The organism is Deinococcus betulae (genome assembly GCF_020166395.1).
In the GTDB taxonomy this organism is placed as follows: Bacteria; Deinococcota; Deinococci; order Deinococcales; family Deinococcaceae; genus Deinococcus; species Deinococcus betulae.
This window is the reverse complement of the sequence record NZ_JAIQXU010000055.1, coordinates 1-10797: the sequence shown is the minus strand read 5'-3', so window position 1 is coordinate 10797 and position 10797 is coordinate 1. Positions and strand designations below refer to the sequence as shown.

At 64.2% G+C, this 10797-nt stretch carries 14 protein-coding genes; 8 read left to right on the top strand and 6 right to left on the bottom strand.

Annotated elements, in window-relative coordinates; all coding sequences use genetic code 11:
- From K7W42_RS22235 to K7W42_RS22195, 8 genes are all read left to right on the top strand, one after another.
- On the top strand, positions 1 to 295 hold a 295-nt coding region (locus K7W42_RS22235; RefSeq protein ID WP_224577553.1), incomplete at its 5' end, for a hypothetical protein.
- Entirely contained in the window at positions 292 to 906 is a 615-nt protein-coding gene (locus K7W42_RS22230; RefSeq protein WP_224577551.1) for a glycosyl hydrolase 108 family protein, read from the top strand. The genes K7W42_RS22235 and K7W42_RS22230, both read left to right, overlap by 4 nt.
- Before the next feature lies 1 nt (position 907).
- Complete coding sequence (locus K7W42_RS22225) at positions 908 to 1402, top strand: hypothetical protein (RefSeq protein ID WP_224577549.1); 495 nt, start codon at positions 908 to 910, stop codon at positions 1400 to 1402.
- On the top strand, positions 1399 to 1743 hold the full coding sequence (locus tag K7W42_RS22220; RefSeq protein ID WP_224577548.1) for a hypothetical protein: 345 nt from the start codon (positions 1399 to 1401) through the stop codon (positions 1741 to 1743). Before K7W42_RS22225 ends, K7W42_RS22220 begins: the two co-directional genes overlap by 4 nt.
- Positions 1740 to 3497, top strand: coding sequence for a glycine-rich domain-containing protein (locus K7W42_RS23465; RefSeq protein ID WP_500786064.1), 1758 nt, complete (start codon positions 1740 to 1742; stop codon positions 3495 to 3497). Before K7W42_RS22220 ends, K7W42_RS23465 begins: the two co-directional genes overlap by 4 nt.
- A 108-nt stretch (positions 3498 to 3605) precedes the next feature.
- Positions 3606 to 3905, top strand: coding sequence for a hypothetical protein (locus K7W42_RS22205; RefSeq protein WP_224577546.1), 300 nt, complete (start codon positions 3606 to 3608; stop codon positions 3903 to 3905).
- 91 nt (positions 3906 to 3996) lie between these two features.
- On the top strand, positions 3997 to 4203 hold the full coding sequence (locus tag K7W42_RS22200) for a hypothetical protein (protein WP_224577545.1): 207 nt from the start codon (positions 3997 to 3999) through the stop codon (positions 4201 to 4203).
- Positions 4204 to 4524: 321 nt separating this feature from the next.
- Complete coding sequence (locus tag K7W42_RS22195) at positions 4525 to 4710, top strand: hypothetical protein (RefSeq protein ID WP_224577543.1); 186 nt, start codon at positions 4525 to 4527, stop codon at positions 4708 to 4710.
- 230 nt (positions 4711 to 4940) lie between these two features.
- On the opposite strand, the gene K7W42_RS22190 is transcribed toward K7W42_RS22195, so the two are convergent.
- The 6 genes from K7W42_RS22190 to K7W42_RS22165 form a co-directional block, all read right to left on the bottom strand.
- Positions 4941 to 5714: a hypothetical protein gene (locus tag K7W42_RS22190; RefSeq protein WP_224577541.1), complete on the bottom strand. Its 774-nt coding sequence runs from the start codon at positions 5712 to 5714 to the stop codon at positions 4941 to 4943.
- 138 nt (positions 5715 to 5852) lie between these two features.
- Positions 5853 to 6374 (bottom strand): hypothetical protein, encoded by a 522-nt coding sequence (locus tag K7W42_RS22185; protein ID WP_224577539.1) that lies wholly within the window; start codon positions 6372 to 6374, stop codon positions 5853 to 5855.
- Positions 6371 to 6709 (bottom strand): hypothetical protein, encoded by a 339-nt coding sequence (locus K7W42_RS22180; RefSeq protein WP_224577538.1) that lies wholly within the window; start codon positions 6707 to 6709, stop codon positions 6371 to 6373. The genes K7W42_RS22185 and K7W42_RS22180 overlap by 4 nt, the downstream gene beginning before the upstream one ends.
- Entirely contained in the window at positions 6706 to 7683 is a 978-nt protein-coding gene (locus tag K7W42_RS22175) for a hypothetical protein (protein WP_224577537.1), read from the bottom strand. Before K7W42_RS22175 ends, K7W42_RS22180 begins: the two co-directional genes overlap by 4 nt.
- Positions 7684 to 7741: 58 nt before the next feature.
- Positions 7742 to 9976, bottom strand: a complete 2235-nt coding sequence (locus K7W42_RS22170) for a DNA cytosine methyltransferase (RefSeq protein ID WP_224577535.1) — start codon at positions 9974 to 9976, stop codon at positions 7742 to 7744.
- A 142-nt stretch (positions 9977 to 10118) separates the two neighbouring features.
- Positions 10119 to 10797: adenine nucleotide alpha hydrolase family protein (locus K7W42_RS22165; protein WP_224577532.1), on the bottom strand; the 679-nt coding region annotated here is incomplete at its 5' end.

Here is a 10797-nt window from a genome sequence, read left to right as displayed (position 1 = left end):
TGCGGCGACCACGGCGGCCACCCTGCTGGGGGGCGGGGGGCTGCTGGCGGCGCTGGGCGTGTTCCTCAAGGGCCTGCTGAGTGGGGCCACCGGGCAGGAAAAAGACACCCGGGACGGCCTGGCGCAGCGCAACAAAGTCCTTGAAGACCAGCAGGACCGCAACGAAACGCGAATGGCCAAGCAGGCCGAACTGATTGACGCCTGGCGCTACCGCACGCTGCAGGCACGGATTGAAGCCGAAAAGCTGGGCTACGACCGCACACTCTGGCCACCTGACCCCACGGAGGGACCATGACGGACTTTAACGAGGCGTTCCGCATCATCATCGGCCACGAGGGCGGGTACACGGCCGACCCGCACGACCGGGGCAACTGGACCAGCGGCGTGATTGGCCAGGGTGAGCTGCGCGGCACGAAATGGGGCATCGCCGCCCACGCCAACCCGACACTCGACATCAGGAACCTCACGCTGGACGACGCCCGGCGCATTTATCAGACCCGGTACTGGTTTGCCATTGGCGCCGAGCAGCTGCCGCCGGCGCTCGCCCTCGTGGCGTTCGACACCGCCGTGAACAGTGGCGTGGGCCGGGCCCGCGAGTTCCTGGCCCGCACACGAGACTGGCGCCAGTTCCTGAACCTGCGCCTGGCGTTCCTGCGCAGTCTCAGTACCTACGCCCGCTATGGGCGCGGCTGGGAGAACCGCGTGGCCACCCTGACCCGGCAGGCGGCGGCCTGGGAGGCGCGGGGCACCCCTGTCCCGCCCAAAGCAGCGCCACAGGAGAACATCGCGCCGCTGCTGCTGCCCGATGGAACGCCACTGCCGGGATACGGGCGGGCGCGCGTCATGGTGCGCACGAGCGGGGACGGGTTGAAGATCATCGCCATTCCCGACGGGAAGGAGGTCTGAGGTGGAAGCATTCGACTTGACCGGGCTGGGTGGCACGTTCGTGACGTTCGTCGGCATCCTGGCGACGATCACGCAGTTCTTGAAGGTGCAACTGGGCCTCAAGGGCAATGTGGTCAAGGGCATCTGCCTGGGACTGGGCGTGCTGCTGGGCATCACTGGTCTGGAAGAGGCAGGCCGGGACGTGCTGCCGCTGCTGCCCGGCTGGCTGAGTGGTGGACTGCTGGGCCTCTTTGCCGGCCTGGTGGCGAGCGGCGGCAAGGACTTCATCACAGGGGTGCAGCTGAACGGGGCCAAGGCCCGCGTCGAGGCGGAGATCAAGGCCACGGGCAAGCGCCTGGAGGCGCAACTGGAGAGCCTGCCGCCCATGATCGGGAGTCAGGTGGCCCTGCCCGATGACCTCGTGCCCGCCACCATTGAAGACGTGCTGCGGCAGACAGGGGAGTGGCCCGCCGTGCCCGGTCTGGACGACGCCCCCCTGGACCGGGGCCATCCATGACCACGCCAACGCCACGCGCTTCGGGCTTCAAGCAGGGGCAGGACGCGACCGTGACCTTCAACGTCTCTGGGGTCACGCTGCCGAGCGGAACCACCGTGCAGGCGCAGTTGCGCACACGGTTGCAGAGTGAAGTGCTCTACGACATGGGGCAGGGTGCGGTCGTCACTGGCCAAAGCGTGACGCTCAAGATTCCGGGCGCGCAGAGCAAGTCCTGGACGCCCAAGGCCATTGAGTTCGAACTGGACAGCACGGTCATCTTGATTGGGCCCGATCAGGCGCACTTGGCGGCCTTTGACCTCGTGCTGGTCTGGCAGGCCGGCTACACCCGGAGCGGGGCATGAGCGACCCCATCGTCGTGAACGTGACGGTGCAGCCGGGGCCAGTGCTGGTCATCGGCATCTCAGTGAACCCCGGCCCCGAGGTCACGGTGGACGTGGACTTGGGCGGCGGCGCTGGCTCGACGGGTCCCACCGGACCCCAGGGGCCGACTGGGGCAACGGGTGCCACTGGGTCTCCAGGGACGCAGGGGGCAGTCGGCAACACAGGACCAGCAGGTGCCACTGGCGCCCAAGGGCCCGCAGGTGTCGCTGGGCCAGCCGGTGCCACAGGTCCACAGGGCACCCCAGGGACCGCAGGTGGCACTGGCCCCGTAGGCCCGACTGGAACACAAGGTTCTCCTGGCGCTGCTGGTCCCACAGGCCCTCAGGGCGCACCCGGCGCCACTGGCCCCACGGGAGCGGACGGCGCAGGCGGCAGCGTGGGGCCGCCTGGAGCGATCGGCGCTCAGGGCAATCCAGGACCTGCAGGGGCCACGGGTCCCCAGGGCACCCCAGGTGCCACCGGCAGCCAGGGACCCGCAGGACCAGCGGGAAGTACTGGCCCTGGCGGCCCGACTGGGGCGACGGGCGCGGACGGCGCACCTGGCGCGGCGGGCAGTGCAGGAGCGACTGGACCAGCGGGACCAACTGGACCCACCGGGGCGACAGGGCCGCAGGGCAATCCCGGCACAGTTGGCTCGGCAGGGGCTCAGGGTTCAACCGGGCCGACAGGAGCAACCGGGGCTACAGGCGCCACCGGCCCAGCCGGGAGTGATGGTGCGGCGGGGACTGCTGGCGCCACTGGCGCGACTGGGGCAACCGGTGCCCAGGGTCCAGCAGGTGCTACGGGGGGCGTAGGACCGACAGGTGCGACTGGGGCACCGGGCGATACAGGCCCGCAAGGCCCAACCGGGCCAGCTGGCACCGGCAGCAGCCAGACGTCGCAGATCTGGATCTATGGCGACACGACCACCAGCGGCAGCTTCACCTGGACCAAACCCAGCTGGGCCACGGTGATTGAGGTCGTGTGCATCGGGCCAGGTGGGGGCGGTGGCGCTGGCCGAAAAGCCGCTGCAGGCACCGGCCGCGCTGGCGGTGCGGGCGGTACGGGTGGTGGCGTGAGTATCGCCACCTTCCCAGCCAGCATCGTCCCCGCGAGCGTCACAGTCACGGTAGGCGCTGGCGGGGCAGGAGCAGCGGCCGTCACCGTCAACAGCACTGCGGGTAACAGTGGCAGCTCAGGCAGCGTCGCCAGTTCGTTCGGGACCCTGGTAGTGGCGGCCCAGGGCGGCGGGGGTGGGGGAGGCAGCACCAGCAGCGGCGCCTCTGGGCCCGGTTCTGCCGCGCAGTGGCCTGGCGGGACGGGTGCCGGAGCCACGAGTACCGCGAGCCCTTCTACCCCTGTGGCGGTGCAGGTCGCAGCGTCTGGTGGAGGTGCAGGGGGCGGCTTCACGACGGCCAACGGCACACTGCCCGCCGCCCTGGGTGGGAGTTATCCCAGGGGCCACGGGCAATTCGGCACCGGTGGTGGCAGCATCTCTGGCACGCAGGGCACCAATGGGGGCAACGGTGCGAACGTCACGTCCGGCCTGCCTTTTGGCGCACCAGGCGGTGGCGGAGGGATGAGCAACAGTGCGGGAAACGCGGGCAGTGGTGGCAATGGCGGCTGGCCGGGTGGCGGGGGTGGTGGCGGCGGCGCCTCGGTGGATAGCGTTGGCAATGGTGGCGCCGGTGGGAACGGCAGCAACGGCTGCGTCATCGTGATTGCGTATCCCTGAAATTTAGACCATCGGACGACTTACGCCGTTTTTGATTGTCAATGTCGATATCAGTGCAACCTTTTGCGGGTACACTTTACTTTCGGGAAGAATCATTTACGATAAGCTATGGAAAATCCCTTCATTGAGGCATTTCAGCCTTATTTTAGAGACGGCAGTCTTCTGCTTTTATGTCTTGTATTGATTGCCACCGCGTTGGCACTGCTCAATATGGCTTGGCGTGCGCGTCAAGCTACAGGTGGCATTTCGTACGTATGGTGTGTATTTTCCATAGTCACTTCTGTGTTCGCACTCTTGGTATATACGCAGTCGGGCCTCAACCTGTGGGTTGGCTTGGTCGGTTTATTCTGGATGTTAGGTATGGCGGTCCGGGTGATTTTGGCTATTGTGCCTACCCGGCGGCGTTAAGAGCATTTCCAGTACCTTCCATAACTGGCCCCCGCCTGCCTCCAGGTAAGGCGGAGGCTTTTTTAGTGCCGCTGCGCGCTACGCTGCCGCCATGACCTTTCAACCTGGCCGTCCCTTGCCCAGTGACCCACAGACCTCGCAGGAGCGCACCCTGTACCACGCGCCGCGCGGCTCGGGCCCGATGGCGACCATGACGCGCGAGGGCGGCACTTGGCAGTGGCGCCAGCTGCATGGCGACGTGCCAGATGGATACGGCACGGGCGGCTGGAATGACCTGCAGGCCTGGCTGCGGAAGTAGAAGCAGCAGTACTCTAAGCAGGTCCGCCCCAGCGTCTCTTCATAGCCGAAGCGCGTCGCTGCGGGCGGATGTGTGTCTTGTGACAGCGGCTCGGTCCGCTGTGGGTGCGGGGCCAGGTGGACTTCACGTCATCCGACACCTGGCCCCGCACCATGAGCCCCCGCTCGCGCTTCGGCGTGGCGGGGGTGTTGTTAATGAAATGCTAGTTACTTTTAGAACCAAGAAAATTCAAGAGCTAAAAAGTATAGAACAAAAAAATTTGCAGAGATCAACCCCTTTCTCCGATAGTTCTTTGTAATTTTGTTCGTTCAGACTTGAGTCATGAAAACTAGTGAACAGGCATCAATGGCCTTACTGCTCATCATTGCCTTTTTACGTGTATTCGGCTTACTTGAAGCCGAACACGTATTTACGCTCTTGGAGCATATTGCGAAGGACATTTTTATTTTGGGGATAGCAGGAATGGTATGTGAAGTCCTGCTGAGGGGATTCGGCAAGGATCGGTGAGGGCTTTCAACAACGAAAGACGTGTAACTACTGGCCTTACACGTCTTTCGAAACGAAAGTTATCCAGTTTTGCGCCTTAGCGCGTCGGCTTCCACGGTGTGCCGGAGCGGTCACTTCTCAGCCTGCTAGATCTCGGTCTCCCTGGTCCATGTCAGCAGCTGCCCGGCCTCCTTGCCCGCCGCCGTAGACGCGATGTGAGCAGTGGAAAAATGCTTCATACAGAGCCATGTTTACTCTCTCGCGTTGTTCTGACGCTTAATCAACTTAAGATGTCTCTGCTCTAAGAAAGCCAGATACCATCTAGGTCTGCTCACTTCTTGATTTAGTATGCCCTGGATCTTGCTAAACTCTACTGGCTCAAGATCAAACTGATCTTGGATATTAAAAATACTACTAATATGCTCTACTATACGTTGGTGCTTATCCTGTTCACTTAACTCATAAGGTATACTATATACATTGCGCTTTATTTCGTCTATTTTATATTTGATTGTTCTGGATATTTTGACTTCATTACTATCTACAGTGGCAAGTATTTTAATTAGCTCTGCGGTAATTCGGTTATGGGATATAATCCATGGGGTTGCCGCAAGCATAATGTCTAGTCCCTTCACAGTGTTTTCCATTCGCATAGGGCTTTTCGTCTCTGCAAACTTATTTAAACCTTCGAAAAATTCTTTCATTATTACGTTAGCCGCTGATAGGTCTTCTTGTGACATTAGGACTGGCATTTTTTTGACTCTTTCAATATTTTCATTAATATACTCATCTATTTTGGCCATTCTTAGGGAAATTCCCAGCTGACTCGAATTTTTAAATGCATCTGCTAAAAGCGAGCGGATATTTGAGATCTCTTTGAGTTTCTCGTTCAATATTTCTTTCTTTCTTATAATAGATAGCTCCAAATATTTGTTTAAAATATTTAACAAAGCCGCAATTATTACTCCTGTAAAACCGATGATTGCGACCAAAACTGGCAATTCTACCGTATAAGTACTATTCATATATTGAACACCTCGGAATTTAGATTTGCGCTCTCTGATCTCTCTTAAGATATTACACATATCGTTTGATTCAGCCAACGACGTAATCAATTTGAACAGCTGTAAAGTGTGGGCTTGCTCAAGTCTTATGCACAAATACTACAACTGACATTTCCTCGCCTTCCACGCCGCCCGCACCTTCGTCAGCTTCTCCGGTTCCAGCGACCACAGCCCCTGCGCCCCCTTATGCGGAATCGGCTCGGGCAGCGTCAGCACGTCCGCCAGCAGCCAGTGGTATTGCCTCCGTGCCGCCCACGCACTCGTGCTGGCCTGCGTCACGGCCGCCAGCTGCGCGACCGCCACAATGCCTGGCACGAAGTACCGCTCTTCTCCCTCTACATGCAGTCCCATGCTCAGCGCCAGCCGCTGCTCGGCCGTGAAGGGCACGGGTTGTCCCAGCCGTTCCATGATCTCCAGTGCTCCGGCCAGGTCCAGCCGGGCTTCTTCCCGCTTGCCGCTCCCCTTCCCCGGCACCACGCCCCCATGAATCGCCAGGAACATGCCCACGCGCCCGCCCTGGCGCTCTGGGGGCCAGCGGCGATTCTCGACGTCTTTGGCGCACTTCGCCACGCAATAGGCCCACGGGTGGGTCAGGGTCAGGCCACGGATCGGGGCGGTCATCGTGCCCCACCCTTGCCAGCGCGGCGCCGACTGGCCAGGTGCAGGCCTGCGACCATGCACATGGCGTGGACGCCCTGTCGGTAGGCCTGCCAGAAGGCTGAGAGCCGCCCTGCCTTCCAGTGCTGACCCATGATTCGGTGATGCGTCTCTCGTAAGCCCTTGAGCCGACTGGCCAGGGCATTGCGCGCCGCCCCGTAGGCCTGGTCGCTGATGTTCACGCGGGTGCGCTCGCGAATCCGGGTCCGCCAGAGGCGCCGGTCTCGGGTCAGCAGATCGGCCAGCGTGCCTCGCTCCAACACCCGCAAGCTGGGCAGGACCTGACTGCGGCGGCTCATGGGGCCACCACCCGGACGCCCACGCGCCACACCCAGGGGTTACTGGCCCAGTCGGTGCCCGGCGCCGTGTGCAGCTCACCCCAGAGTGCCTTAAAGCGCGCCAGAGGAGACGGGCCCAGCGGCATGCGCGTGAAGCCAAACCGCGCCCCATCGGCGGTCAGCCGCGCGTTGTGCGCCCGCACCCGTTCGTGCTCCGCCCACCACTCGGGCCAGTGCTTCGCCAGCCACGCGTCCGGCAGGCTGGTCATGCCCTCGCTGATCGCCTCATCCTCGGTCACAGCGTGCAGCCGTTCGGGCCACACGTCGGTCACTTCGAGCGTCAGCCGGCTGGCCACCCTGGGCATGTAACGCGGCAGGCGCCAGCGCGTGGGCGCTTCACCCAAGGGCCAGTGGTACCGGCCTTTGGCATCCATCGTCAGGCTCGCCTTCTCGCAGTCATCTGCACTCTGATGGGCCAGGCGCAGCCACTGGTCATCCGGCAGCGGCAGCCACTCCCGGCGGGCGTGCCCATCGGCCCGGTAGTCCACCGCAATCACGCCCTCGTCCCAACTGCCCACGCGCCAGGCCTCGCGGACGTAGAGGCGCGCCGCAGGCTTGATGCAGTTCCGCTCGCTGCCAAAGGGTGATTCCAGGCCACTAGGTCCATACACGCCCTCATCAGCCGGCGAGATGACGTGCGGGTCTTCGCCAGGCCAGAACAGCGTTTCATCCTCAAAGGCGTCCTGGGCCGCCGCTTCGTCCTCGAAGTTGTCGGCCTCTGGTGGCCGGTTCGTCCAGAAGTGGCGGGGCTCATCCACACCGGAGTAGGTCCCTACGGCGCCCCAGTAGTGCGGGTAGGCGTACCCGTCCTCAGGCAGCGTGGGTGGCTGCACCGTCAGTAGGCGGCGGGTGACGGTCTTCTTGCCAGCGAGTAGCGCGCGCACCATGTGATCGCCGAACGTGATGCCTCGGGCAGACGGTGGTGTCGTGGTCATCTGTTCCTCCAGAACAAAGCAGGGGCCAGCGCACCGGCCAGCCCCAGGGATGAGGGGCTTAGTCGGCGGCCTGGGGCATGGCCTGCCCAAACTGAGCGCCAATCACGGCGGCCACGAGCTTGGGGGGCACACTGTCGCCGCACATCCGCACCTGCGCGTCATTCGCCAGCGGCCTCCCCTTCACGCTGAAGTCAATGACGTACTCCTCAGGAAAGGCGTGCGAGCGGTACAACTCCCGAGGCACCAGCATCCGCATGCCGATGTCCCAGATCACGAACCGCTCCCCGTTCACCACCAGCGTCACCAGCTGCCGGGCCCGGTCCTCTGCGGGCACGTGCGCCAGGGCCTGCGGCGCGTACTCCATCAGGAAGGCGTATACCCGCTGGGCCATGCCCTCCACCTCCGGCGTGAAGGCCGGCAGCAGGTGCGTCGTAATCAGGCCGTCTTTGGTGGCGCCCGCCGTCAGGCTGCCTACGGGCGCCGTGACCGGCCGGGCGTCGCTGCTGCCGTACTGGCGCAGCACCTGCGCGGTCATCAGCGCGTGCCCGTTCTTGGTGGTCACGGTGCGCAGCGGCTCGTCTGCTGGGACCACCGCCCGCTCACACCAGCCCTGGTTGTCAATCCGCAGCACACTCGCGGCCATCAGCCCAAAGCGGTCCACCGTGCAGGTGGTCGGCAAGGGCTCGTCTAAGGGTTTGGCATCTGCTGTGCCGTTGTACTGCACCAGCGCTGCACTCACGAGCGACTGCGGGCCACCGCTGGCCATGACGGTCTTCACGGGCACGTCGGCCGCATAACTGGCGTATCTCGGGTCCAGCCCGCCGTCGTTGTTGCGCATCAGCGAGACACTGACCAGGCTGTGACAGTTACTGGCCGGCACCGTGGCCAGGGGTACGTCCAGCTCCTGTCCCCGCGTGGCTGGCGTGTCTTTCTCCCCGTGGTAGTGCGCGAGGTGCGCGGCGACCACCCCATGCACGTTGCCGGTTCCTGGGCGGGCCGGCTGCCCCCCAGCCGTCACCGTGTCCAGCGGTGCGGTAGCCGCTGTGCCGACGCTGCCTTCACGGAACTTGGTCAGGTGCGGCGCCGCGAGGTACAGACGGTTCCCGCTTGTCACGGTGGCCAAGGGCTCATCGGCGGGCATCGGGGGGTTATCCGCCGTCAGGGGCACCACGTAGGGCTGCACCAGGCTGGTGCCATCGTGGGCGCCCGTCACGGTCCAGGTGGGCTGGTTTACGCCTCGCTGCCGGGAATCGTGGCCGCCGTGGGCCAGCATCACCAGAAACGGGGCGCGCTGCCCGAGGGTGTACTTCTCGACGCCTAGCGCAATGCGCCGCAGCGTCTTGGGCTTGAGCGGCCGGGGGCGCCCGCCAGGCCCAGGGAAGATGCTGATGGTGGGAATGGTCCAGTCGATAATCTCGGCGGCCGTGCGCCAGGGTTGGAGCTGGCCAGACAGCACGCGGGGATCGTTCGGGGCCGCGTGGGTCTGCTCGGGCCAGCAGATCGGCTTCCCGTCGCGGCGGGCCACCAGAAAGAACCGCTTGCGGATTGTGGGCACCCCGTAGTCAGCCGCAACCAACTCGCGGTAATCCACGACGTAGCCTAGGCCCTGCAGGTGCTTGACGAACGCCCGGAAGGTCTTCCCGGCGTACCGGGAGCGCTTGTCCGCGTGCAGCTGCATGCGGCCGTCCGGCTGGTACACGATGGGGCCGCGTGGGGGGCGCTGGGCGGGCTGGCCCCGTTTGAAGCGGCGGCAGGCCTTCCCGCGCCGCTTGGGCTTGTTCGGCCAGGGGACTTGCGAGAGCTTCTTGCCGTCCGGGCCGAGGTGGGCGCGGCGGGCGATCAGGCGGCCCCAGGACTGGAAGGCGGGGACGTTCTCCAGCACGATGACGTCCGGCTTCTTCTTGCCCGCCCACTTGCAACCCACCCAGGCCAGGCTGCGGAGGTTCTGATCGAGGGGCGCGCCGCCTTTGGCGGTGCTGTGGTGCTTGCAATCCGCCGACAGCCACAGGAGGGCGACTTCGGCGTCACCCGTGGCCTCGTGGGGGTCCACCTCGAACACGTCGCTCTGGTAATGGCGGGTGAGGGGGTGGTTGTGCTGGTGCATGGCGATGGCTTCGGGGTCGTGGTTGATGGCCACGTCGGGGCTGCGGCCCAGGGCCATTTCGATGCCGCACGACACGCCGCCGCCACCGGCGAACAGGTCCACGATCTTCTTGCCGGCGATGTCGTCGCCGCCCAGCAGGTAGGAAAAGAGGGTCTCGCGGGCGCTGGGCGTTTTCGGTGTCTTCTTCATGGGACCTCAGGCGACCTTGGGGTGATGGGGAGCGCGGGCACGGGCAAACGCCTCGCGCTCGGCGAGGCTGTGTTCGCGTCACTCCGAACGACCCATTGCTTGACTGAAACTGCCGTTTTGGACGGTTGATGAGAGAGTGGGATCACAGCCCACCGCCAAACAGCCACTCGTCCGCCGCCGGCTGCGTGAAGAACACGTCGTCCCCCGTGCGCTCGTCCCCCTCCCAGCCGTTCGGCCAGGTGCCCAGCTCGATCAGTTCCCGGATGCGCGCCTCTTCCTCCGCATTCAGCAGATCCAGCGGGTGCAGCCCCTGGGCTAGAGCCACGGCGTTCACCTCGTTTTGAATCCCCAGCACCACCCCCAGGCCGTATAACCGAGCCTCAAAGGTCAGCGGCCCCATCCGGCCGTCCGGCTTGCGCAGGCGGTACTGCGGCACCCGCAGTTCCTCCCACAACGCCCGCAGGCGCAGCACGGGCCGGAAGTGCGCCCACTGCGGCAGCTCCACAATCGCTTCGAGCGCCACGTCCCGACTGGCCAGCGGGCAGGCCATGCACCCGGTGCGCGCGTTGATCTCCGCCGCCTCGTCCCCGCCGTAGGCCTCCGCCAGCAGCTGCGTCGGGTAGCCGTGTTGCATCCCGTGGTCCTGACCCGTCAGCCAGTCCCAGACGTTGCACACTCGCCAGTGCAGCAAGGGCGCCAACTTGTCCACGCCCTTTTCATCTTGGTGCTGGTACCAGCCTTGCCCACACTCCGCCCCGTCTTTCCCGCAGCTCAGGGCAATGCGCTGGTCGCGCTTGGCCGACTCGCCCACCCGCACGCCC

Bases quoted from the DNA above. Each gene is read 5' to 3' on its own strand.
- K7W42_RS23465 (WP_500786064.1), top strand. From the start codon at position 1,740: ATGAGCGACCCCATCGTCGTGAACGTGACGGTGCAGCCGGGGCCAGTG.
- K7W42_RS22230 (WP_224577551.1), top strand. From the start codon at position 292: ATGACGGACTTTAACGAGGCGTTCCGCATCATCATCGGCCACGAGGGC.
- K7W42_RS22190 (WP_224577541.1), bottom strand. From the start codon at position 5,714: ATGAATAGTACTTATACGGTAGAATTGCCAGTTTTGGTCGCAATCATC.
- K7W42_RS22175 (WP_224577537.1), bottom strand. From the start codon at position 7,683: ATGACCACGACACCACCGTCTGCCCGAGGCATCACGTTCGGCGATCAC.
- K7W42_RS22195 (WP_224577543.1), top strand. From the start codon at position 4,525: ATGAAAACTAGTGAACAGGCATCAATGGCCTTACTGCTCATCATTGCC.
- K7W42_RS22170 (WP_224577535.1), bottom strand. From the start codon at position 9,976: ATGAAGAAGACACCGAAAACGCCCAGCGCCCGCGAGACCCTCTTTTCC.
- K7W42_RS22220 (WP_224577548.1), top strand. From the start codon at position 1,399: ATGACCACGCCAACGCCACGCGCTTCGGGCTTCAAGCAGGGGCAGGAC.
- K7W42_RS22180 (WP_224577538.1), bottom strand. From the start codon at position 6,709: ATGAGCCGCCGCAGTCAGGTCCTGCCCAGCTTGCGGGTGTTGGAGCGA.
- K7W42_RS22200 (WP_224577545.1), top strand. From the start codon at position 3,997: ATGACCTTTCAACCTGGCCGTCCCTTGCCCAGTGACCCACAGACCTCG.
- K7W42_RS22205 (WP_224577546.1), top strand. From the start codon at position 3,606: ATGGAAAATCCCTTCATTGAGGCATTTCAGCCTTATTTTAGAGACGGC.
- K7W42_RS22185 (WP_224577539.1), bottom strand. From the start codon at position 6,374: ATGACCGCCCCGATCCGTGGCCTGACCCTGACCCACCCGTGGGCCTAT.